The organism is Arthrobacter cupressi (assembly GCF_900099975.1).
In the GTDB taxonomy this organism is placed as follows: Bacteria; Actinomycetota; Actinomycetes; order Actinomycetales; family Micrococcaceae; genus Arthrobacter; species Arthrobacter cupressi.
Genome location: NZ_FNEI01000003.1, coordinates 134,350 through 156,087 on the forward strand (window position 1 = coordinate 134,350; position 21,738 = coordinate 156,087).

Consider the following 21,738-nt stretch of genomic DNA (forward strand, 5'->3'; position numbering starts at 1 on the left):
AGTGTCGGACTCGGTACCAACCCGCCCCGACCCACCCCGCGCCAATGTGACCGCCCGCCCCGCCACGGAAGGGGCCCGCCGGGGCAGCGAGGTGTAAACTGGAGCACGCCCAAAAGGGCAATTGATAACGACAGGGGAGCGCCGCCGTCGGGCTGTTGGAGCAGACCGAAGGAAGGGCGCTGAGAGTGCGGAACACCGCAGACCCTCGAACCTGATCCGGTTAGTACCGGCGCAAGGGAGTCGAGTTCTCAGAGTGACCGGTGAACGGACCGCAGCGGCGGTTGTTAGGGCCGGGCAACACTTTCCCCTCCTGTTCCTCAGGAGGACACAAATGACTACAGCAAACCTGAAGAAGTCCGGCTACACCTGGCGCGTGGTGGACATCGTGGTGGCCGCACTGATCGCGATCGCCGGCGGCGTGATCTTCTGGGCCTGGTCCCAGGGCGCCGCGCTCGTCTCGGCCCCGATGAACGCGGCCTACCCGCCCCTCACCGGCCTGATCGCCGGCGGCTGGATGATCCCCGCCGTGCTCGGCATGCTCATCATCCGCAAGCCCGGCGCTGCCCTTTTCTGCGAAACCGTGGCCGCCACCGGCGAGCTCATCATGGGTTCCCAGTACGGCACCACCGTGCTCATCTCCGGCGTGCTCCAGGGCCTCGGCGCCGAGCTTGTGTTCGCCGCCTTCGCCTACAAGAAGTTCAACCTTCCCGTCGCGCTGCTGGCCGGCGCCGGCTCGGGGCTGTTCTGCGGCCTGAACGACTCCTTCGCTCCGTGGGGCTGGAACATTGCCTACACCGCCGGTGACAAGCTCGCCTACATCATCTTCTGCGCCATCTCCGGTGCCGTGATCGCGGGTGCCCTGTCCTGGATCGCCACCCGCGGCCTGGCCAAGACCGGTGTCCTGAGCTCGTTCGCCTCCCGCAAGGCCGCCAGCGAGCCTGTCTTCTCCTGATGCCAGGCCCCGAAACGGTCCGCCCCGAAACCGTCCGCCCTGCCGCCGTCTCCGCCCACGGGTGGGGCTGGCGGCATGCGGGCCGCAGCACCGCGGCCGTGCACGGCCTCGACCTGGAGATCCGGCCCGGTGAGCGCGTGCTGCTCCTCGGGCCGTCCGGGGCCGGGAAGTCCACGCTGCTGCACGCCCTGGCGGGGGTGCTCGGCGAAGAGGACGACGACGCCGACGAGACCGGTTCGCTGCTGATCGACGGTGCCGTGCCCCGGGACAGCCGTGGCCGGGCGGGGCTGATGCAGCAGGACCCGGAGACCCAGGTGGTTCTGTCGCGCCTGGGTGACGATGTCGCCTTCGGCGCCGAGAACCTTGCCGTGCCGCGCGAGCGTATCTGGTCCCGCGTGCATGAGGCCCTCGACGACGTCGGGCTGGCCGGCTTCCCGCTGGACCACCCGACGTCGGCCCTGTCCGGCGGGCAGAAGCAGCGCCTCGCGCTTGCCGGCATCCTGGCCATGCGTCCGGGCCTGCTCCTGCTGGACGAACCGACCGCGAACCTCGATCCGGCCGGCGTGCTGGAGGTGCGGGACGCCGTCGAACGCTGCCTGGACAAGACCGGCGCCACGCTGGTGGTGGTCGAGCACCGGGTGTCCGTGTGGAAGGACCTGGTGGACCGGATCGTGGTGCTGCAGCCGGGCAACTCCTCGGAGCCTGCGGTGCTGCTGGATGGCCCGCCGGATGCCGTGCTGGAGCAGGCCCGCGACATGCTGGCCGCAGCCGGGGTGTGGGTTCCCGGGTATGTGCCGGCCACCCGCGAGCGGACCGGAACCCCCAACAGCGAACTCCTCCTGACCGCGCAGGACCTCGCCGTCTCCCGGGAGCGGCCGCGACGCCGCGGCTTCAAGACCATCCTGCCCGTCCCGGCACAGGAAGGCCTTAGTGCCGAGGTCATCGCCGGGCGGGCCCTGACCATCACCGGCCCCAACGGCGCAGGCAAGTCCACCTTCGCGCTGACTCTCGCCGGGCTCCTGGCGCCGGTGTCCGGGAAGGTGAGCGCCGGCGTCGGGCTCGCGGATGGAGCCGGAAACGATCCCTACACGTGGAAGGCGCAGCAGCTGATTTCCCGGATCGGGACGGTGTTCCAGGAACCCGAGCACCAGTTCGTCACCGGCCGGGTGCTGGACGAGCTCATGTTCGGGCCGCGGCACCTGGGGCACGGCGAGGAACGCGTGGACGAGCTGCTTGAGCGCCTGCGCCTGACCCACCTGGTGGACGCCAACCCGTACACGCTCTCCGGCGGCGAGAAGCGCCGGCTGTCCGTGGCCACGGTGCTCGCGGCACACCCGCAGGTGCTGGTGCTGGATGAGCCGACCTTCGGCCAGGACGCCAACACCTGGGCCGAGCTCGCGTCCTTCCTCTCCGAACTGCTCGACGCCGGAACCGCCGTGGTCTCGGTGACCCACGACCAGGAATTCAGCGCGGTCCTCGGCGGCACCGAGATGCGGCTCGAGTCCCGGGCCTATGCGGAGGCGGATGCGGCATGAGGGAAGTCCTGAGCCTGCACGGCAACCGGGCCCTGCTCACCCGCGCCAACCCGCTGGCCAAGTTCACCGCGGTCTTCGCGATCACCCTGGTGCTGGCGTTGTCCATCGACTGGGTCTCAGCCTCCACCGCCCTGCTGGCCGACTTCGCCCTGTTCCCGCTGGCCGGGCTGACCCTGCGGCTGCTCTGGCAGCGGGCCTGGCCGCTCATCATCGCGGCGGCGCTGGGCGGCTGGAGCACGGCGATCCTGTCGGCGGACAGCGGAAGGACACTGCTCGACGTCGGCATCTGGTCCATCAGCGAAGGCTCGCTCGAGCTGGGGCTGGGGTTCATGCTGCGCGGCCTGGCGATCGCCCTGCCGGCGATCCTGCTGATGAGCTGCACCGATCCCACCGACCTGGCCGACGCCCTGGCGCAGAAGGCAAAACTGCCGCACCGCTTTGTGCTGGGGACGCTGGCGGCGATGCGGCTCGTGGGCCTCATGGCCGAGGAATGGCAGACCATCGGCATGGCACGGCGCGCCCGCGGCGTGGGCTCGCACGGCAGCCCCGTGCAGCGGCTGCGCGCCACGCTGGGACAGAGCTTCGGCCTGCTGGTCCAGGCGGTGCGCCGCGCCTCGAGGCTTGCGGTGACCATGGAGGCGCGGGGCTTCGGCGGCTCCGCACGGACGTGGGCCCGGGAGTCGACGTACTCGCTGCTGGACGTCTGGGTACTGCTGGGCGGGCTGCTGATCGCAGCCGCGGCCGTGCTTGCAGCCGTTGCCGGTGGGGCCTGGAACTTCGTGTTCTAAGCTTTTGCCGTCACGGCGCCGGTGCCTTAAACCACCAGCGCGTTACACCGTCGGCGCGTTCTCGAACCGATCCCGGGTGAGGAAGGCCAGCTGCGCCTCTTTCTCGGCCAGTTGGATCTTCGGCCCGAGTTCGAAGCAGGTGGTCCGGAGCCTGCGAATGGCTTTGTCGTTGCGGGCATCGGGCTCCACGATGACCCGGTCGATCGCGGGATCGGCGAACATGTAGCGCAGCAGGACGCTCACCAGCCGCGGCGTGAAATGCGGAACCGGCTGGGTGGGCGGGGCGAGGAGCAGGTGCATGCCGGCGTCCTCGGCCCTGGCGGGGTAGGCCTCGCTGACCGGATCATGCAACGGCTGATAGGTCTGGAACAACGCCACGGGCTGTTCGTCCAGCAGAGCCAGAAACGCGTGGTGGGTGTCCAGGGAATCCAGGAACTGGTAGATCTCCAGGACCTGTTCGCGGCTGTGGTCCAGCATCCCCCAGAAACGCGCACGCTCCTCGCGGACCCAGCCATGAACCAGCTCGATGTCCTCCTCGGGGCGCAGCGGGACGATCCGCACCGCACCCCAGGCGTGCACCTCGCTGTGGACGGCTTCGCGGAGGCCGAAGTCAGGGCCGGTGGCCGCGGTGGTGGTGTTCATGAGGTCCTTCCCGGTGCTTCGGTGGTTACGGGTCCGGTGGTGAATTCTTCGGGGACGAGTGTGTCCCAGTCGGTCTCGATTTGCGCCAGTTCCCCGGCGGCCCACAGCGGGAGCTGGTCGGCGAAATGCCGGCTGCCGGGCCGTCCGGAGGCTCCGAAGGGCACAATCCAGCGGCTGTTCCGCCGATCCGCCAGGTCCCAGACGTAGCGGGCCACGGAGCCGCGGAAGCTGCGGTCCTCGACGCCGGGAAGGCTTTCCATGGACAGCACGCAGTTCGTGTCCCCGGACAATTCAATCCCGGACAGCTCAACCCCGGACATGGCCGCGCCGGACAGCTCCGTCTCCAGGTTCCCTGGCAGTGCGTGGATCGGCAGCAGGGTGTGTTTCGTTCCCCAGTCAGTCTCCGGAAGCCGCGACGCGTCCTCGAGCGCGGCGGCGGCCTCGGTTTTCAAGTCGATCCCGAGTTCACTGCCCCGCGCCAGCAGGGTCTCGACGGCGAAACCCGCCCGGGAGACGACGGACAGCCACGGCCCGAACAGCGGCGAGTAGCCGTGCGGTGCAGCCAGCGGTGCCAGGACCGGATGCGTGGCAAGTCGGCGGACGAACGCGCCGCGCCAGGCGGCGAAGAGGCCGGCGTCCCGGCTGCGCGCGTCCATGCGGCCGTCCCAGGCGAGGAGCCGCTCCCGCAAGCGGGCAGCTTCGGCGGACAACGCAGCGGAACCCGGCCCGACGTCGTCGGGGTTCAGCGAGTCCAGCAGCGCACGGAACGGCGGCAGCGAACCCAGCAGGGTGTCCGTGTGGATTGCCAGCATGTCGCCAACGCCGAGCGCCCGCCCGACCTCCAACAGTTCGGTGATCCTGCGGGCCCGGTGCGGCGGGGCGAACTCCATGCCAACGCCGTTCCCGTCGCCTGCCGCGCCGCCGGCCGCGGCGCGGTCGTTCGCGCTGACGGCGAGGCCGGGGACCTCGCGGCGGGGCAAGTCTACGCGGCCGTCCCATTGGTGCCCGGCGGACCAAGCGGGAACCGGCAGTTTGCGGTTCTCCGGGTTCCGGCGGGGCACGACGCCGGCCAGGAAGTGCCGCACGGAACCCGCCGAGTCCGCGGCGATCACGCTGTTCACCGGTTCCACCCAGGCTGCCAATGCAGTCTCCACGTCGTCGACGCTCCGGCTTCGCAGTAGGGGCAGGAGGGCTTCGAAGCCGAGCCGGGCTTCGGCACGCGCCGGGATGCGCAGGCTGAGCACCCGCTCGAAGCCGCCGTCGTCGGGAGTACGCTGGGTTTCAGTGTCCGGCACCCCCGCGATGACCGGGCCGCGCGCGGTTTCCAGGACTTCGATCTCCTCGGCAACACCGCCGCGGACCCCGATCGTTTCGCGGCGCACCGCCACAGGCTCCCAGCCAAGCGGCCCGCGGGCCTCGACTGTGCCGACGCCTGCGTCCCGTCGGAGCTCCTCGACATACAGGTCCTGGTAGTCCGCCATGGCGTTGGTGATCGCCCAGGCCGCCTTGCTGTTCTGGCCGAAGTGCGGCAGGCCGGGCACCCCCGGGAAGGCGAGGCCGACGGCGTCGAACTCCGGGCACGCGAGCCGCACCTGCTGGTACACGCCGGGCAGTTCGAGGAGCCGGTGCGGGTCGCCCGCGATGAGGGGAGCGCCGGATACCGTCCGAGAACCGTGCACGGCCCAGGCGTTGCTGCCGGACCACACGGGCGCTTCGATGCTGAAGAACTCCACGGCGTCGGGGCCGAGCGTGGCCGCTACGTGCGCGCGGAACAGCTTGTTCGGGAAGGTCGAGAACAAGATGTGCTGGACCAGGAAGACGCCCATGGGGGTCCACGGGTTCCAGGGTTCGGGGCTTGCGGCGGCGGCGTCGAACTCCGGCCCGCCGCGCAGGCCGTCGTCCAGCGCACTGTTGATGCCGTCCACGTAGCTTTGGCACCACAGTCGGGTGCCGTCGTCGAGCGCGTCGAAGCAGCGCCGCGCCGTGTCATCCAACTGGGCCTGCCGTGCGAAGCGGTCCCAGTGCAGGCCATCAGGGCCGAGGATTTCGGCGGTGCGCCCCTCGGAGCGCCGACGCTCCAACTCGATCTGCCAGGAACGGTCGATGGCGGCGTTGCGGCCCTGCAGGAACGCGAGCTCGCCAGCCGAGCCGGCCCAGAGGTGCGGAATGCCCCAGGCATCGCGGAAAACCGCGGGCCCGCCGGCAGGACGTGGAGAAGTCATGGAACCCGATTTCTTAGCTTAGCCTTACCTAAACTCAAGATAGGCGGTGCCGGACGCCTTTTCCAAACCGGGCCGGTTCGTGAAGTTTTGGGGCAGACTGAAGGCTCCGTGCTACTCGCGCCAGGCGAGGTACCCGCTGCGGCCCTCGACCGGCACCAGCGCAACATCCCGGCCGTATTTCTTCTTCGCGTCGCTTCCCGAGAAGGCGTCCGGCGTGATCCGGATGGCTTTGGCGACTTTGCCGTCCTTCAGGAAGACGAAGAGCGCGGGGGAGGCGGTGTAGCGCTTTTCCCGGGTGATCGCTTCGCCGAAGGCGGACTCGATTTCGGTGGCCGGGGTGCCTTCGGTGATGAAGCCGGCCTGGTCCCACTCGAAGTCGGTGGCATCAGAGAGGCGCAGTTCGGTGCCGTTCCTGGCGGCGTCGAGCACGCTCCTGTCCAGCTTGTCGTTGGATTCGGGCATGGTTCCTCCTGGTGAGCAGGCGCCCAGGGCGCAGGCCAAAGCGGTTCCGAGCATGAGCAGGGCCAGCCGGCGGGTCATGGCGGGGCGGATGGTCATGAAGTGGTCCTCGACTCGTCGTTGAACTCCGGATCGTGGCCGTCCGCCGGTGGCGCGTTCCCGGCGTCGCCGGTTTGCTCCGGGCGGATTTCGTTCGAAGGATGCGGCAGCAGGTCCCCGCCGACGACGACGGTATCGCCGTTGCGGACCGCTTCCTCTACCAGGTCGGCCAGTTCCTCCGGGCTGGCATCCGGGTGTGCGGCGGCGATGTTGCGCCCCACCTCGTTGTTGTACAGATCCATGGCCTCCCGCGGTCCGGGGTTGCCGGGGAGCTGCTCGTGGGCGGTGGCGTAGTCCTCGGCCCAGTCCACCCCGAATTCCCTGGTCATCAGGGCATTCCAGTAGGCGTGCCGGAAGGCGTCGTTGTGGTCATCGTTCCGGTCCGAGCTCGGGAAACGGGAGTCGGCTTCGCTGAATGCGTCGTCGTGGATCCCCTTGAAGTCGTTCAGCTCGATGGGGCCGAGGCCGTTGAGCAACTCGGCCTCCTTTTCGGTGACGGTCCTCTGATCCACCACCAACCGTAGAGGATCCCAGTCGCCGGGCCATTCCGTGGTTTCGGCATCGCTGACCTGGTACTTTTCCAGGATTTCCTCGGGTGTTGGCCCACCGCCGGGGCCCTGCAGCCCGGGACCGGCGGCGCCGACTGCTGCCGCCGTGCCGATGCCGCCGCCGGAGGCTCCGGAACCCTTTTCCTGTTCATCGGCGTTTCTCAGGGCCGACTTCGATGCGTCAGCCAGGCCCTGGGAGGCCTTCTCGAGCAGCGGACGGAAGCGGCTGTGCCAGTCCGCGGAGAACTGCTTGGCATCCTGTCCGTGCCAGAACGAGCCCTTGGAGATCAGGGCGTCGATCTCGCGTGCGTTGCCCGAGAGCTTCTCCGATCCGCCGGCAAGGGATTTGGACAGGTGCTTAAGCTGTTCGATGTCTGCGCCATAGAAGGCCATGGTGTTCCCCCGTATCGTTGCTCCCATCCTCGTGGTGGCCCGGTCGGCGCGGCAATGGGGAGAAGTTCCCCGTCCCGGCGGTAGGGTGGGGCGCAAAGCGGGCGTTCGCCGTCGTCGCATATCGCACTAGGTGACTATCGACACGCAGTACCCGCCAGTATTGGTGGGATGCGCGCTGAGATAGATCATCTGTGATATTTTCTGGGTATGACTCAGCCGACCGCAGAAAATGTTGGCCTCCTGCTCCGCGACGCCCGCGCGGAAAAAGGGTGGACCCAAGGCCAGCTCGCAGCCGAGCTGGGCACCAGCCAGAGCGCCGTTGCCCGCATGGAACAGGGCAAGCAGAACCTCAGCCTGAAGATGATCGAACGGCTCGAGGCGATCTTCGGCCGCAGCATCGTCAAGGTGGGCAAGCCGCAGATGACCCACCTGAGGGTGGAGGGCGGACGCACCCTGGCCGGAGCCGTCGACGTCAACAGCAGCAAGAACGCCGGCGTCGCGCTCCTGTGCGCCAGCCTCATCAACCGCGGCACCACCACGCTGCGCCGCCTCGCGCGAATCGAGGAAGTTAACCGGATCGTCGAGGTCCTGACGTCCATTGGTGTGGAATGCACCTGGCTGAACGGCAACGATCTGCGGATCCGCCGTCCCGAGGCACTGGACCTCGCATCCATGGACGTGGACGCCGCCCGCCGCACCCGCAGCGTCATCATGTTGCTTGGCCCGCTGCTGGACGAGGCGTCCGAATACAAGCTGCCCTACGCCGGCGGCTGCGACCTGGGTACCCGCACCGTGGAACCGCACATGCAGGCGTTGCGCCAGTTCGGCCTCTCGGTGGAGGCGACCTCCGGCTTCTACGTGGTCCAGGCACCGCCCGAGGACGACCGCGACCGCTCTTTCGTCCTCACCGAACGCGGCGACACCGTCACCGAGAACGCCATCATGGCCGCCGCGCACCGCCGCGGTACCACCGTGATCCGCAACGCCAGCCCCAACTACATGGTCCAGGACCTCTGCTTCTACCTGCAGGGCCTGGGCGTGGAGATCGAGGGCGTCGGCACCACCACCCTGCGGATCACCGGCCGGCCGGGGATCGACGTGGACATCGAATACTTCCCCTCCGAAGACCCCATCGAGGCGATGAGCCTCATCACCGCCGGGATCGTGACCAACTCCGAGGTGACCATCCGCCGGGTGCCGATCGAGTTCATGGAAATCGAACTGGCCACGCTGGAGCAGATGGGCCAGCAGCTGGACGTCTCCGGAGAATATTTTGCGCGCAACGGCCGCACCCGCCTGGTTGACGTGACCACCAAGCCGTCCACGCTGCGGGCACCCGAAGACAAGATCCACCCGATGCCGTTCCCGGGCCTGAACATCGACAATCTGCCCTTCTTCGCGGTGATCGCGGGCAACGCCGAGGGCCAGACGATGATCCACGACTGGGTCTACGAGAACCGGGCAATCTACCTGACCGAGCTCAACCGGCTCGGCGCCCAGGTGCAGTTGCTGGACCCGCACCGGATCTACGTCAACGGCCCCACTAAGTGGCGCGCCGCCGAGATTGGCTGCCCGCCGGCCCTCCGCCCCGCGGCCTGCCTGCTGCTGGCCATGCTCGCCGCCCGCGGCACTTCCGAACTGCGCAACATCTATGTCATCGAGCGCGGTTACGAAGACCTCGCCGAGCGGCTGAACACCATTGGCGCCAAGATCGAGTATTTCCAGGACTAGTCGGGCGCACCCCGCTGCGGTGGGTTGGGTGCTGCACATTCTGCTGGATCACCAGGGACTACCTCGTCTTCGCCCCGGAGTCATGCGACCATGCGCCGCCGGGTCTGGGTGTGATCCAGCAGAATGTGTCCGCGGACCTGGTCCATGCCTCGGCCACGCTGCAGCATCCTGCAAATTTCCGCCACAACGCGGCCCGGGGTGTTCCATATCTGCTCCGGGGCGTAGCTCAGCGTTCCGTAACCGAGGACCTGTGCTGCGTTCAGTCGGGCCATATCTTTCCGCCAGTCCTCACGGGAACTGTGGAACGCATAGCCATTGACCTCCACAATGAGCCATCCGTCGATCAGGAAGTCCACCCGGCCAACGCCCTCGATTTCGACCTGGCGCCGGAACTCCAGGCCCGCCGATTCGAACAACAGGCGTGCGCTGATCTCCGGCACCGATTCGGAGATGCCGTCGGCCTTGGCGAGGCGTCTTCGGGCGCTTCCGTAGTAGTCGGCGGACAACTCGCTCTCCAAGAGTCTCCGCGGGACGCCGAAGTTTCGCATCGCTGACTGCGCCACGGCGATCGCGTCCACCTCGGGCAGGCATGTGAGGGCGTGGATAACGGTGTCCTCGACGGCTGCAAGGGGCACGGCTTCCGGTGGCGGGAAGCGCGTGTAGCCGTGCCGGATGAACCCCTTGCCGCGGCAATGACGTGTGGCCAAATGGAGGCGCGCAGGTTTGTCCTTGATCCACAGCCCGTAGCGCAGGGCAGCACTCGCACAGGTGATTTGGCCATTGGTGAGGACAGCTTTGAGATATTCGGGGTCGGCTGTCGGAAGCGCCCAAACCCCTTTTCTTGGTTGGCTGGCTCCTGCCGCAGCCAGTTTGCGGATGGCTGCAGGGGAGTGTCCGTTGGCACGAAGCAGGCCGACCCGGGCAACTCCACCGAGCGAAACCAGGTATTCGAAGGCATCCATGGCTCCAGCTAGCCATGGGTTGACTGCCGACCGGACCCGGAAAATGCCGTATGTGGACGAAACCGTTGAGATTCTGCTGGATCACCCTTGGTCGCGCTGCGGCCACGCCCGGATCCAGGGGCCTGGCCTCACCCACGGCCGGGGTTATCCAGCAGAATGTGCCGCAGGCGCGCCCCGCCGCCCCCGGCCGCAGGCGCGCCCCGCCGCCCCCGGCCGCAGGCGCGCCCCGCCGCCCGAGGCCGCAGGCGCGCCCCGCCGCCCGAGGCCGCAGGCGCGCCCCCGCCGCCCGAGGCCGCAGGCGCGCCGCCGCCCAGGCCCCGCGGCTCGCCGCGCAAACCCTGCTGTTCCCGCCTACCGCGCCGTAGCGCACAATTGTTCTGTGCGCACATTCGGTGTCGAAGAGGAACTGCTGATCGTCGATCCAGCGAGCGGCGAGCCGCTTGCCCTTGCCGATGCCCTCCTCGCCGGGATCGGTGCGGCCGGCACCGGAACCGCGGATGCGGACGATGCCGAGGACACTGATGCAGACGACGCGTCGGCAGTCCTTGGGCCCCGCACCGGCCTCAGCCACGAACTCAAGCTCGAGCAGATCGAAACCCAGACCCGCCCCTGCCGCAGCCATGCCGAGCTCCTCCGCCAGATCCGCCGCGGCCGGACCATGGCCAGCGACGCCGCCCGCAGCCACGGCGCCCGGATCGCCGCGCTGGCTACCTCGCCGGTCGATTCGGCCACGCACACCACCCCGGACCCCCGCTATGCCATGATGCTGGAGCGCTTCGGCATCACCGCCCACGAGCAACTGACGTGCGGCTTCCATGTGCACACATCCATTGCATCCCCGGAGGAAGGCGTGCTGGTGCTGGACCGCATCCGGGACAAGGTGGCAGTGCTCACCGCAATCAGCGCCAACTCCCCGTACTGGCGGGGCCTGGCCACCGGCTTCGAGAGCTACCGCACCCAGGCCTGGAACCGCTGGCCGTCCTCGGGCCCGTCCGCGGTGTTCGGTTCCTTGGCGAGTTACCGCCGGGTGGTGCGCCGCCTGATTGAGACCGGGGTCCTCCTGGACGAAGGCATGATCTACTTCGATGCCAGGCTGTCGCGGAACAACCCCACGGTGGAAGTCCGGGTGGCTGACGTCTGCCTGCGTTCCGAGGATGCCGCGCTGATCGCGGTGCTGGTGCGGGCCCTCGTTGAGACGGCGGTCCGGGAGTCCGCGGCGGGTATCGAACCGTCGTCAGTGCCCACGGCCCTGCTGCGCCTGGCGTCCTGGCAGGCCAGCAACTTTGCGCTGCGCAACGATCTCCTGGACTTCACAACGTTCCGGCCCGCACCGGCGGCGGACGTCGTCTGGTCCCTGGTGGAGTACCTTGAACCGGTGCTTGCCGAGCAGGGCGAGCTTGAACTCGCGCAAACCGGTGTGGCCGAGATCCTGCAGCGCGGGAACGGTGCCACCGAACAGCGCGGGATCGCGCATGAATACAGCGGAAACGACGGCGGCCAGCCGGACCCTGCCGCGCTGGCCGCCGTCGTGCGCCATGCTGTCCGGGAGACGATGCCGGAAGCGGCACCACCGTCCGACACCAAGTCCATGCCGGTGCTCACCTGGGTGCGGCAGGACTGGCGCGGCGCCGATATCTAAGCCCGATACCTAGACCTGCTTGAGTGCCTGTTCCAGGTCGCGGATGAGGTCGTCTACGTCCTCAAGGCCCACGGAAAGCCGCACCACGCCGTCGCTCAGGCCGATGGCCGCACGGCCCTCCGGTCCCATGGCGCGGTGCGTGGTGGTGGCCGGGTGGGTGATGAGGGACTTGGAGTCGCCCAGGTTGTTCGAAATGTCAATCACGGAGAGGCCGTCCAGCAGCGCAAACGCGGCGTCCTTCGCCGAACGCCCGCCGGAGGGCAGGAGCTCGAAGGTCAGCACGGTGCCGCCGGCCTTCATCTGCTTCGCGGCGAGCTCGTACTGCGGATGCGATTTCAGCAGCGGGTACTTGACCCAGTTAATGGCAGGCTGCTCCTCGAGCCACTCCGCGATCTTCAAGGCAGAGGACGAGGAGTGATTCACGCGCAGCCCGATGGTTTCCAGGCCCTTGGTCAGCACCCAGGCGTTGAACGCCGAGAGCGAGGGCCCCGTGTGCCGCATGAGCTGTTTGACCGGGCCGTCGATGAATTCCTTGGTGCCCAGGATCGCCCCGCCCAGCACACGGCCCTGGCCGTCGATGTGCTTGGTGCCGGAGTAGACGATCACGTCCGCGCCGAGTTCGCCGCAGCGCTGCAGCAGGGGTGTGGCGAAGACGTTGTCGACGACGACGGTCGCGCCGGCCGCGTGCGCCAGCTCGCTGACCGCGGCGATATCCACGATCTCCTGCATGGGGTTCGACGGCGATTCGAAGAAGACGGCGGTGGTGGGCTCGGAGAGCGCGGCACGCCACTGCTCCAGGTCCGGTCCGTCCACGAACACCGTCTCCACGCCCCAGCGCGGCAGGATCTCGTTGAGGATCACGAAGCAGGAGCCGAACAGCGAGCGGGCGGCAACCACGCGGTCGCCGGCGGCCAGCAGGGCGCCGAGCGCGGTGAACACGGCGGACATGCCCGACGCCGTCGCGAAGCACGCTTCGGTGCCTTCGAGCAGGCGGAGGCGTTCCTGGAAGGTGGCCACGGAGGGGTTGCCGTAGCGGGAGTAGACAAAGCGCTCGTCCTCGCCGGTGAAGGCGCGTTCGGCGGCGGCCGCGGACTCGTAGACGAAGCCGGAGTTCAGGAAGACGGCCTCGGATGTTTCCTGGAAGTTGGTGCGGTCAAGACCACCGCGGACGGCCTGGGTGTCGGGGCTCCAGGTGGCGGCGTCGGGATTGAAAGTCACTTAGATGTTCCCCAGGTTCGTAGGCAGACCGCGGTTCTTCCAGCCGTTCACGGTGCGTTCGCCGTAACGGTCGGGCTCCCCTTCGAAGCCCTCCAGGACGTTGTACGCGGTGAAGCCGGCCTGCGTTGCGGCGACGGCGGCCGAGATGGAGCGCTGGCCGGAGCGGCAGATGAAGACGAGCTCGACGGCGTTGTCCTCCGGGGCCTGCTGCTTGAGTTCCTCGACGAAGTTGCCGTTGGGGATTCCGCCGGCGAAGTTCCACTGGATGAACAGCGGATCGTTCTCCGTGGCCTTGGTGTCCGGGATGCCGATGTGTGCCCATTCGGCTTCGGTGCGCACGTCCACCAGGATGGCGCCCTGTTCGAGCTTCGCCCAGGCGTCCTGGGGGCTCAGGTCTCCGGCGTAGCTCATGCGTGCCCCTCGTATGCTTCCTCGTCGTCGTAGCCTTCGAGCTGGTCGACGGCGGTGGCCACTGCCGCGTCCGCGCTCGCGACCGCGGCAGGCAGGATCACGGCCTGCGCCACGATCACGTTGGTGCCGTTGAAGGTCGCCGCCGGGCCGCCGTGCAGCACGTAGCCTTCGGCGAGGGCGGTGGAAATCCGTTCGCAGAACTCGCGGGTATCCGGGCCGGTAATGAGGCGGTAGGAAAGTTGGTCTTCACTTGGTTCAGGCATTGGTGCTCCTCAGTCACGCTTGCAGTTCGAAAAGTGTCGATACGCCGAGTAGTCACCTGAGGCACCCCGCCGGAAGAGAGGGTTGCCGACCAGCAAGTCAGGGCTTCACGCTGGTGCTCATTACTCACTAAGAAAAATAACACCGGCGACGACGGCCCGCAGTCCGGCCGCTGTCATGTTCCGTAACCGGGCGGAATGTTCGCTTCAAGCTAGGTATACAAGCCGTCCGGGGCAGCGGCCGGCGTCGTCTTCAGTTCACGGGAAATTCCCTTTCCGGCGCGGATTCCGGCGGCGGCAGGGCGCCGTGGGCCGGGAGCCGGGGACGCCGTCACTAACCCCCGGACGGGCTGCCCGCGGACCCTGTACCCTTTGCTGGCGCAATGTCATAATTTTCAGATCAGGTCTGCAATGCCGAATCCAGCTGGGGGATCGCATGCACGCTATCGAAAACCTGCGCGCGGGTACCGAACGCCCGACAGGTCGCGATACACCACGGGAAACTTCCGCCTACACCAAGGCCGGCATAGCGGCCTGGGCCGCGCAGCTCGGCAAGCCGGCGGCGGAGGCGCCGCGCTCCCGCCGCATGGCACACCTCGGCGGTGTCAGCGCGATTGCCGCGCTGGTGCTCTACTTGGCCTGGCGCATCATTTTCACCCTGCCGACGGGCGGAGCGAACGTCGTCGTTGCCTGGGTGCTGGTGGCCTTCGAAGCCCTGCCCCTCTTCGGGATCGTCCTGAAGACGATCACCATCTGGAACATCGACAGCGCAGCACCAGAGCCGCCGAAGAAGGGTGCCGGGCTGCGGACCGCGGTCCTCATCCCCACCTACAACGAGCCCGTGGAGGTGCTCTCTCCCACGGTTGCCGCGGCCTGCGCGCTGCAGCCCGCGCACGAGACCTGGGTACTTGATGACGGCGACCGCCCCTGGGTGGCCGAAATGTGCCGCTCCTTCGGGGCCAGGTATGTCCGCCGGCCGATCCACGAGCATGCCAAAGCCGGCAACATGAACCACGCCCTGGAGCTGATGGCCCGGGAAGAGGCGGCCGGGCGGGAAGCCATCGACATCATCGCCGTCCTGGACTGCGACCATGTCCCGCTTCCCAACTTCCTCACCGCCACGCTCGGATGGTTCAACGACGAGGAGATCGCCCTCGTCCAGGGGCCGCAGGCCTTCTACAACTCCGGCGCCTTCGACGACGACGGCATCGCCGGGGAACAGGGACTCTTCTTCAACGTGCTGATGCCGGCCCGCAACGTCGCCGGAGCCGGCCCCTTCTGGTGCGGCTCGACGTCGCTGCTCCGGGTGAAGGCGCTCCGCGAAGTCGGCGGCGTGGCCACGGAGACCATCACCGAGGATCTCCACACCACCCTCAAGCTCATCCGCCGCGGCTGGAAAACCGTCTACCATCACCAGACCCTCGCCGTCGGCCTGGCTCCCGCCACCGCGGAACAATACCTCCTGCAGCGCCGCCGCTGGGGCATGGGCGCCATGCAGATCCTGGCCTACGAGAGGCTCTGGAAGGCCAAGAGCTGGTTGTCCTGGCGCAACTTCCACGAGTACCTCAACGGAACCCTGTGGTGGCTGGAGGGACTGGCCACCCTGCTGGCGTTCTTCGTGCCCTTGTTCATCCTCTTCTCCGGGGCGCAGACCACCACGGCTGGACCGGTCGAATTCACCGTTGCGTTCGTCGCCATGTTCGTGATCCGACTGTGGGGGACCAAGAGGCTCCTGCGCCACCAGATCCATTGGCCGACCGCCTTCGCGCTGCGGATCTTCCGGATCCCGATCGGCCTGGCGTGCTCCTGGTGGCTGATTACCCGCAGGACCCTCGAATTCCAGGTCACCCCGAAGGGCGCGTCCAACGAACGCCTCCGCGGGCATGTGCCCCTCATGATCTACGTGATGATCGCTGTGGTCATCCTGGCGCTGCTCTACGCGGCGGCCGGTATCTGGGGCTGGGTTCCGTGGGCGTCCGGTCCGGGGTCGACCGTTGCCTCCGGGCTCTGGCTCGCGGTCGCCGGCATGGTCCTGCTGCTGGGTGCACTGCGCATCCGGGCGAGCGAGTATTCGACCTCGAGACGGGACGCCTACAGGTTCAGCGTCCAGGTTCCGGTGACGCTGGCAGGGTGCCGCGGCGAACTGGTCGATATCTCGATGGGCGGGGCGGCCGTTCGCATCCTGTCCGGCGAGCTGCCGGAGTCCGGCCCGGTCCGGCTTACCTTGCCGGGCGCCGCGCCCCTGACCCTGCACATCGTGCGGACATGGTCGACGCCGGACGGCGGACGGACGGTTTCCCTCCGTGACCTCCGGGGCGAATGGGCCATCTACAACGCGATTGCGTTGTGGCTGTTCCACACCCCGCCCGGCGCCGTTCCCGGACTTCCCGACGGCGTCCCCGTCGCCGCGCTGCGCGGTGCGCCATGAGAGCCCGCAGGCCCTGGCTGTGGTGGACGTTGATTTCCGCCGTCGTGGTGTCGGGCCTGACGGTGTTGTTCTGGTGGAACCCGGCGACTTCGGCGTCCCAGACCCTTGGCGATGTCGTGATCCTGTGCTGCGCCCTCGCCGCCGCGGCGAGCTGTGCCTTGGCTGCCCGCCGGGAACCGGAGAACGCCAAGGCATGGTGGCTCATGGCAGCGGCTGCCTTGGTCTGGTCTGCCGGAATGGCATTGTGGACCGGATACGGCCTGGCGCTGGACCATGCCTATCCTTTCCCGTCGCCCGCCGACGCGCTTTTCCTGTTGTACGCCGTGCCCGCGGCCATCGGGCTCTTCGCCTTTCCCCGTCCCGCGACGTCCACGGCTCCGCCGGTGCGCACCGTGCTGGACGCGGCGGTCATCGCCAGCTCCACGCTTTTCATCAGCTGGGTGACCGTCCTGGGACCGATTTACAAGACCGAAGGACAGGACCCGGTCGCCTGGCTGACGCTGATGGGATACCCGATTGTCGACGTCGCTCTGGCCTCCCTGGTGTTCGTGCTCACCATGCGCCGCGCCCGCCGGGAGCGCGTGCGGTGGTCGTGCCTCGGGCTCGGGGTAGTGGCGTTGGCGGTCACCGACAGCGCCTACGTGAGGTTGTCCGCTGAGGGTCTCACCGGTTCCACCGGGACACCGCTTGCGGCCGGTTGGATGGGTGCCTTCCTCCTGATCGGGCTTTCCCCGTTGATTCCACATTGGGCAAGCGGGCGTAAGGAACCGCTGTGGAACTCGCTGGCCCTCGAAATGCTGCCGTACGTGCCCGCGGTGGGCGCCGTGGTGGTGGCGCCGACCAGGCTCAGGGACCAGGCGGACCCCGTCCTGCTGTTTACCGGTCTGTCTGTTTTCGTCCTGGTGGTGGCCCGGCAGTTCTTCATCATCTACCAGAACGTCACCCTGACCAGGTACCTCGAAGCCAAGGTCGCCGCGCGCACCGCGGAGCTTGAGGGTTTGGGCGCCATTGTGAACTCCTCCGCTGACGCGATTGTGGGCAAGACGCCCGACGGCGTCATCACGAGCTGGAACCCCGCGGCGGAGCGACTCTACGGCTACCACGCCGCCGAAGCGGTGGGCCAGCACGCGGACTTCATCGTCCCGCAGCGGCTCCGGGCGCAGGAAAATGCCTTCCTCGCCGATGTCGCGGCCACCGGGACAACGCACACCTATGAAACCGAGCGGGTACGCAGCGACGGCCTGCTGGTTCCGGTGTCCCTGACCGTTTCCCCCATCAGCGGTTCCGACGGGATCCACGGGGTGGCCACCATCGCCCGGGACATCACCGAACGCCTGCGGAACGAGGCCGAACTGGTCGCCGCGCGGGAAGCCGCGGAAGAGTCCAGCCGCCTGAAGTCGGAGTTCCTGGCAACGATGAGCCATGAGATCCGGACTCCGATGAACGGCGTCATCGGACTGACAGGAGTGCTGCTCGACACCGAGCTTGACGAACGGCAGCGCCAGTACGCCAACGGCGTGCGGGTCGCGGCGGACGCGCTGCTGTCGCTGATCAACGACATCCTGGACTTTTCCAAGCTCGAGGCCGGAAAGGTGGAACTCGACCCGGAACCGTTCGACCCCCGGCTCCTGGTGGAAGAGGTGGCCGGCCTGCTCGCCGAAGGCGCCCGGGAAAAGGACCTGGAGCTCATGGCCTACTGCCGTCCGGAGGTGCCGGTCTCGCTGCTTGGCGACGCCGGGCGCATCCGGCAGGTCCTCCTGAATCTTGCCTCGAACGCCGTGAAGTTCACCGAAGCCGGAGAGGTCGCCATCAGGGTCGGCGTCGTGGAACAGGGCCCTGACCGAGCCACGGTCCGCTTTGAAGTCCGGGACACCGGAATCGGCGTCGATCCCGAAGACCGTGAGCGCCTGTTCGAGCCGTTCCTGCAGGCCGATGCATCCACCACGCGCAAGTACGGGGGCACCGGCCTTGGCCTGGCGATCTGCCGCAGGCTCACCGAAGCCATGGGCGGGAAGATCGGTCTCGAAAGCGCTCCCGGCAGCGGCAGCACGTTCTGGATTGCGGTTCCTTTGCCGGTGGCCGATCCGGAGGCACTGCCGGTCCAGCCTCCCTACGCCCAGACCGAAGGGCTGCGCGTACTGGTGGTCGACGACAACGCGAGCAACCGGATGATCCTGGAGGCGCAACTGGCCGGCTGGAAGATGCAAACCGACGCCGTCGGGGGTGGCCGCCATGCGCTGAAGCGGGCCCGCGAGGAAGCCGCGGCGGGCCGTCCGTACGACATCGCCGTGCTCGACATGTGCATGCCGGAGATGGACGGCGTGGAGCTGGCCCGGCTGCTGAGTGGCGACGAGGAGCTGAAGGCCATGAAGCTCATCCTGCTCACCTCCACCACGCAGGTCGACCGGCAGGAACTGCAGGCGGCAGGGATCAGGGAATGGCTCACCAAGCCCGTTCGCAGCTCGGAGTTCTACGACCGGCTCATCCGCCTCATTGCCGGCCCGAGGGTGCCGGCGCCGGCCGCCGCGCCGGCCGCGGAGCCTGGAGAAGACAGGGGCGGCGAAGGCCTGGTGCTGGTGGTCGAGGACAACGAGATCAACAAGCTCGTGGCCCGGAGCATGGTCGCGAAGCTCGGCTACGGGGTGGAAGTGGTGTCCGACGGCGCCGAAGCCGTTGCCGCCACCTCCTCGAAGCAGTACGACGCCGTCCTGATGGACTGCCACATGCCGGTGCTGGACGGCTTCGAAGCCACCCGCATCATCCGGGCGAGGGCCACCGACGGGCCCAGGCTTCCGATCATTGCCATGACGGCCGGAGCCATGGACGAGGACCGGGAACGGTGCCTCGCCGCCGGCATGGACGACTACCTTTCCAAGCCGGTGGATGAAGGGAAGCTGCGGTCCGTGCTGGCCCAGTGGATCACCCGCAAAGCGCAGGACGGCCGGCCGCCCGCTCCTAGGGCAGCCGGTTCCGGGCCGGAGGCCGTTCCGGTCGCCGCCGGTGCGCTCTTCCTTCCGGACCTCGCCGGGCCGGTTCTTGATCCGGAACGGCTGGCCACCCTGCGCTCGCTCGGTCCGGCCGATGGCCGCGGACTCCTGCCCGCCGCGGCCCAGGCGTTCAAGGGCGAGATTCTGCCGTCCCTCGAGGAGATCAAGGCGGCCGCGGCCGACGGCGGGGAGGCACTTGGCCGGGCGGCGCACAAGCTGAAGGGCGCGGCGGCCAACATCGGCGCCACCCGCGCCGCGGGGCTGTGCCTCCAGTTGGAACGCCTGGGATCCGGATCCTCCGGCGCCGGCCTGGAAACCATTGAGCTTCTGGAGGCGGAGCTGACGCTCGTGGCCGAGGCCCTGGACGAAGCCTTGTTCGCGGCGCCATGAGGGTCCTGGTTGCCGACGACGACTTTGGCTCCCGGCTGGTGGCGCAGGCCGCCGTCGAGCAATCCGGCCACGAATGCATTCCCGCGGCCGACGGCGCCATCGCCTGGGAGCTGTACCAGCGCTACCGCCCGCAGGTGGTGGTGAGTGATCTGGAGATGCCCGGGATGGACGGGCTTGCCCTCTGCCGTGCCATCCGCGCCGCGGAGACGGATTCGTACACCTACCTGGTGCTGGTCACCTCGCACGGATCGCAGGACGCCGTGGTGGCCGGCATGAATGCGGGCGCGGACGATTACATGACCAAGCCCCTGGACCCGTTCACGCTGCACACCCGGCTGCTGGTGGCCGAGCGCGTCACCTCGCTGCACGCCGATCTTGCCCGCTACCGGGCGGCCCTGGCCGAGCAGGCGCGCACGGATCCACTGACCAAACTCCGCAACCGGCTCACCCTCGCCGAAGACCTCGAACAGCTCCGGGAAACCGCGGAGCACGCCGGCGAGCAATTCAGCGTGGTCCTGTGCGACGTGGACTACTTCAAGCGGTACAACGACCTGTACGGCCACCAGGCCGGGGATGCCGCGCTGCAGGCCGTGGCCGACACGCTGGCGGCGCAGGTGAGGCAGAGCGACGGCGTGTACCGCTTCGGCGGCGAGGAGTTCCTGATCGTGCTGCCCCGGCAGTCGCCCTCCGGAGCCCGGGCCTTCATGACCCGTGCCTTTGAGGCAGTGCGCGGGCTGGGCATCGCCCACACCGGAAATCCGCCGGGCGTCCTCACCCTGAGCGGCGGGATAGCGGCCTGCACGAACAGCCACCGGGTCAGCGTCGACACGCTCCTGCACGAAGCCGATCTCGCCCTGTACGGGGCCAAGGCTTCGGGGCGGAACCGGGTGATGGTGTCGCGTCCACACACGGCCGGCCTGGCGGTGCACAGCGGAAAGTAGAACGGCACAGCGGCAACTCCGCCGGCTGGCAGTATGCGGTGTGAAGGGAACAACGTGGTGCGTCGTGGGTCTTTTGCCGGGGTCGTCGGAGCGCTTGCCCTCGTGGCGGCCCTCATGGTTGTTCCACCGGACACTCCTGCCGCGAACGCGACGCCCGTTGAGGCGGACACGATCCCGGTGGGGATAGGCCCCGAATTCGTCGCCGTGGATCCCGCCAGCGGCACGCTGTACGTCACCAACGCGGGCGAAGACACTGTCTCGGCGGTGAGCGCGACCGGGGTGAAGAGCACCATCGCCGTCGGAAATCTCCCGGAGGGCCTGGCCGTCGACCCAGGCACGCACAAGGTCTACGTTGCCAACTACTGGAGCAACTCGGTGTCCGTCATCCAGGGCACCACGGTGACCGCCACCATCCCGGTCGGCAAGGCACCGTACGCGGTCGCCGTGGACCCCGGGACACACACCGTCTACGTGACCAACTCCCAGGGAAACTCCGTGTCCGTGATCAACGGGGATACGGTGACAACCACCGTTCCCGTCGGCCGCGGGCCCTACGGCGTGGCCGTCGATCCCGGGACCCACACGGCCTACGTCACCAATCTCTACGACGGCACGCTCTCCGTCATCAACGGCAACGCCGTGACCAGGGTGGTCGGCCTCCAGGAAGGCGTGACCGGTGTGGCCGTTGATTCCGCCACCCACTTCGTCTACGCCGTCAACCCAACCGCACTGAAATTGAACGTCATCAACGGGGCCGAGGTAAGCAGCACAAACCCGTTCGGGGAACGGAATCCCCACCAGCTCGCGGTCGATCCGACAACCCAGACCATCTACGTCACCCACTTCTATGCCAACCAGGTGTCCGTAATTAGCGGGACAACAGTCTCCGGAGTGGTTTCCGTGGGGTACCAACCCATCGGAGTCACCGTCAACCCCGCGACGCATGCCGCCTACGTCGCCAACGCCGGCAGCGACACGGTTTCAATGCTCAAGGAACCTGCCGGCGGCGCCTCCGTGGGTGGCGATGACAGCGCCAAGGACTTCAACGGTGACGGCAGCGCAGACCTCTTGGCGCGGGATTCGTCGGGGTCGTTGTGGTTGTATCCGGGGAATGGCCGTGGTGGGTGGCTTGC

General features: G+C 68.0%; 17 protein-coding genes and 2 riboswitches. Of the genes, 9 read left to right on the forward strand and 8 right to left on the reverse strand.

All coding sequences use genetic code 11. The features are described from left to right. Positions 1–122: 122 nt before the first annotated feature. A riboswitch (TPP riboswitch) is annotated at positions 123–256 on the forward strand. A 75-nt stretch (positions 257–331) separates the two neighbouring features. The 3 genes from BLP88_RS04840 to BLP88_RS04850 are packed head-to-tail and all read left to right on the forward strand — an operon-like array spanning position 332 to position 3,275. Then, positions 332–952: an ECF transporter S component gene (locus tag BLP88_RS04840; RefSeq protein ID WP_074587377.1), complete on the forward strand. Its 621-nt coding sequence runs from the start codon at positions 332–334 to the stop codon at positions 950–952. Then, positions 952–2,487, forward strand: a complete 1,536-nt coding sequence (locus BLP88_RS04845) for an ABC transporter ATP-binding protein (protein ID WP_074587378.1) — start codon at positions 952–954, stop codon at positions 2,485–2,487. Before BLP88_RS04840 ends, BLP88_RS04845 begins: the two co-directional genes overlap by 1 nt. Then, on the forward strand, positions 2,484–3,275 hold the full coding sequence (locus tag BLP88_RS04850; RefSeq protein WP_074587379.1) for an energy-coupling factor transporter transmembrane component T family protein: 792 nt from the start codon (positions 2,484–2,486) through the stop codon (positions 3,273–3,275). Before BLP88_RS04845 ends, BLP88_RS04850 begins: the two co-directional genes overlap by 4 nt. A 42-nt stretch (positions 3,276–3,317) precedes the next feature. Here BLP88_RS04850 and BLP88_RS04855 read toward each other — a convergent pair whose 3' ends face one another. The 4 genes from BLP88_RS04855 to BLP88_RS18920 form a co-directional block, all read right to left on the reverse strand. Continuing rightward, positions 3,318–3,917 (reverse strand): GNAT family N-acetyltransferase, encoded by a 600-nt coding sequence (locus BLP88_RS04855; RefSeq protein ID WP_074587381.1) that lies wholly within the window; start codon positions 3,915–3,917, stop codon positions 3,318–3,320. Then, a complete protein-coding gene (locus tag BLP88_RS04860; protein ID WP_074587383.1) occupies positions 3,914–6,139 on the reverse strand; it encodes a penicillin acylase family protein in 2,226 nt (741 codons plus the stop codon). Before BLP88_RS04860 ends, BLP88_RS04855 begins: the two co-directional genes overlap by 4 nt. 111 nt (positions 6,140–6,250) lie before the next feature. After that, positions 6,251–6,697, reverse strand: a complete 447-nt coding sequence (locus BLP88_RS04865) for a hypothetical protein (RefSeq protein ID WP_074587385.1) — start codon at positions 6,695–6,697, stop codon at positions 6,251–6,253. Beyond that, a complete protein-coding gene (locus BLP88_RS18920) occupies positions 6,694–7,638 on the reverse strand; it encodes a WXG100 family type VII secretion target (RefSeq protein ID WP_074587386.1) in 945 nt (314 codons plus the stop codon). Before BLP88_RS18920 ends, BLP88_RS04865 begins: the two co-directional genes overlap by 4 nt. A gap of 207 nt (positions 7,639–7,845) precedes the next feature. Here BLP88_RS18920 and BLP88_RS04875 point away from each other — a divergent pair, with 207 nt between their 5' ends. Continuing rightward, on the forward strand, positions 7,846–9,369 hold the full coding sequence (locus BLP88_RS04875) for a UDP-N-acetylglucosamine 1-carboxyvinyltransferase (RefSeq protein ID WP_074587388.1): 1,524 nt from the start codon (positions 7,846–7,848) through the stop codon (positions 9,367–9,369). 80 nt (positions 9,370–9,449) lie between these two features. On the opposite strand, the gene BLP88_RS04880 is transcribed toward BLP88_RS04875, so the two are convergent. Further along, positions 9,450–10,331: an endonuclease domain-containing protein gene (locus BLP88_RS04880; RefSeq protein ID WP_074587390.1), complete on the reverse strand. Its 882-nt coding sequence runs from the start codon at positions 10,329–10,331 to the stop codon at positions 9,450–9,452. 379 nt (positions 10,332–10,710) lie between these two features. Between BLP88_RS04880 and BLP88_RS04885 the strand changes: the two genes are divergently transcribed. Next, the gene (locus tag BLP88_RS04885; RefSeq protein WP_074587392.1) at positions 10,711–11,970 is read left to right on the forward strand and encodes a glutamate--cysteine ligase 2; all 1,260 of its coding nucleotides are present in this window, start codon (positions 10,711–10,713) and stop codon (positions 11,968–11,970) included. A 9-nt stretch (positions 11,971–11,979) separates the two neighbouring features. Here BLP88_RS04885 and BLP88_RS04890 read toward each other — a convergent pair whose 3' ends face one another. The 3 genes from BLP88_RS04890 to BLP88_RS04900 are packed head-to-tail and all read right to left on the reverse strand — an operon-like array spanning position 11,980 to position 13,862. Continuing rightward, positions 11,980–13,188 carry an O-succinylhomoserine sulfhydrylase gene (locus tag BLP88_RS04890; protein ID WP_074587394.1) on the reverse strand — a complete coding sequence of 403 codons (1,209 nt, stop codon included), beginning with the start codon at positions 13,186–13,188 and terminating at the stop codon, positions 11,980–11,982. Further along, a complete protein-coding gene (locus BLP88_RS04895; RefSeq protein WP_074587396.1) occupies positions 13,189–13,599 on the reverse strand; it encodes a rhodanese-like domain-containing protein in 411 nt (136 codons plus the stop codon). Next, complete coding sequence (locus BLP88_RS04900; RefSeq protein WP_074587398.1) at positions 13,596–13,862, reverse strand: DUF1737 domain-containing protein; 267 nt, start codon at positions 13,860–13,862, stop codon at positions 13,596–13,598. The genes BLP88_RS04895 and BLP88_RS04900 overlap by 4 nt, the downstream gene beginning before the upstream one ends. Before the next feature lie 10 nt (positions 13,863–13,872). Next, a riboswitch (SAM riboswitch) is annotated at positions 13,873–13,987 on the reverse strand. Between the two features lie 308 nt (positions 13,988–14,295). Here BLP88_RS04900 and BLP88_RS04905 point away from each other — a divergent pair. The 4 genes from BLP88_RS04905 to BLP88_RS04920 all read left to right on the forward strand — a co-directional run. Then, positions 14,296–16,287 carry a glycosyltransferase family 2 protein gene (locus BLP88_RS04905; protein WP_074587400.1) on the forward strand — a complete coding sequence of 664 codons (1,992 nt, stop codon included), beginning with the start codon at positions 14,296–14,298 and terminating at the stop codon, positions 16,285–16,287. Next, complete coding sequence (locus tag BLP88_RS04910; protein WP_175453493.1) at positions 16,284–19,664, forward strand: hybrid sensor histidine kinase/response regulator; 3,381 nt, start codon at positions 16,284–16,286, stop codon at positions 19,662–19,664. Before BLP88_RS04905 ends, BLP88_RS04910 begins: the two co-directional genes overlap by 4 nt. Next, a complete protein-coding gene (locus BLP88_RS04915; RefSeq protein WP_074587403.1) occupies positions 19,661–20,605 on the forward strand; it encodes a GGDEF domain-containing response regulator in 945 nt (314 codons plus the stop codon). The genes BLP88_RS04910 and BLP88_RS04915 overlap by 4 nt, the downstream gene beginning before the upstream one ends. A 54-nt stretch (positions 20,606–20,659) precedes the next feature. After that, positions 20,660–21,738: YncE family protein (locus tag BLP88_RS04920; RefSeq protein ID WP_175453494.1), on the forward strand; the 1,079-nt coding region annotated here is incomplete at its 3' end.

Excerpts from the sequence above, each read along its gene's own strand:
- BLP88_RS04840 (WP_074587377.1), top strand. The coding sequence starts at position 332 with ATGACTACAGCAAACCTGAAGAAGTCCGGCTACACCTGGCGCGTGGTG.
- BLP88_RS04845 (WP_074587378.1), top strand. The coding sequence starts at position 952 with ATGCCAGGCCCCGAAACGGTCCGCCCCGAAACCGTCCGCCCTGCCGCC.
- BLP88_RS04850 (WP_074587379.1), top strand. The coding sequence starts at position 2,484 with ATGAGGGAAGTCCTGAGCCTGCACGGCAACCGGGCCCTGCTCACCCGC.
- BLP88_RS04855 (WP_074587381.1), bottom strand. The coding sequence starts at position 3,917 with ATGAACACCACCACCGCGGCCACCGGCCCTGACTTCGGCCTCCGCGAA.
- BLP88_RS04860 (WP_074587383.1), bottom strand. The coding sequence starts at position 6,139 with ATGACTTCTCCACGTCCTGCCGGCGGGCCCGCGGTTTTCCGCGATGCC.
- BLP88_RS04865 (WP_074587385.1), bottom strand. The coding sequence starts at position 6,697 with ATGACCATCCGCCCCGCCATGACCCGCCGGCTGGCCCTGCTCATGCTC.
- BLP88_RS18920 (WP_074587386.1), bottom strand. The coding sequence starts at position 7,638 with ATGGCCTTCTATGGCGCAGACATCGAACAGCTTAAGCACCTGTCCAAA.
- BLP88_RS04875 (WP_074587388.1), top strand. The coding sequence starts at position 7,846 with ATGACTCAGCCGACCGCAGAAAATGTTGGCCTCCTGCTCCGCGACGCC.
- BLP88_RS04880 (WP_074587390.1), bottom strand. The coding sequence starts at position 10,331 with ATGGATGCCTTCGAATACCTGGTTTCGCTCGGTGGAGTTGCCCGGGTC.
- BLP88_RS04895 (WP_074587396.1), bottom strand. The coding sequence starts at position 13,599 with ATGAGCTACGCCGGAGACCTGAGCCCCCAGGACGCCTGGGCGAAGCTC.
- BLP88_RS04900 (WP_074587398.1), bottom strand. The coding sequence starts at position 13,862 with ATGCCTGAACCAAGTGAAGACCAACTTTCCTACCGCCTCATTACCGGC.
- BLP88_RS04905 (WP_074587400.1), top strand. The coding sequence starts at position 14,296 with ATGCACGCTATCGAAAACCTGCGCGCGGGTACCGAACGCCCGACAGGT.
- BLP88_RS04910 (WP_175453493.1), top strand. The coding sequence starts at position 16,284 with ATGAGAGCCCGCAGGCCCTGGCTGTGGTGGACGTTGATTTCCGCCGTC.
- BLP88_RS04915 (WP_074587403.1), top strand. The coding sequence starts at position 19,661 with ATGAGGGTCCTGGTTGCCGACGACGACTTTGGCTCCCGGCTGGTGGCG.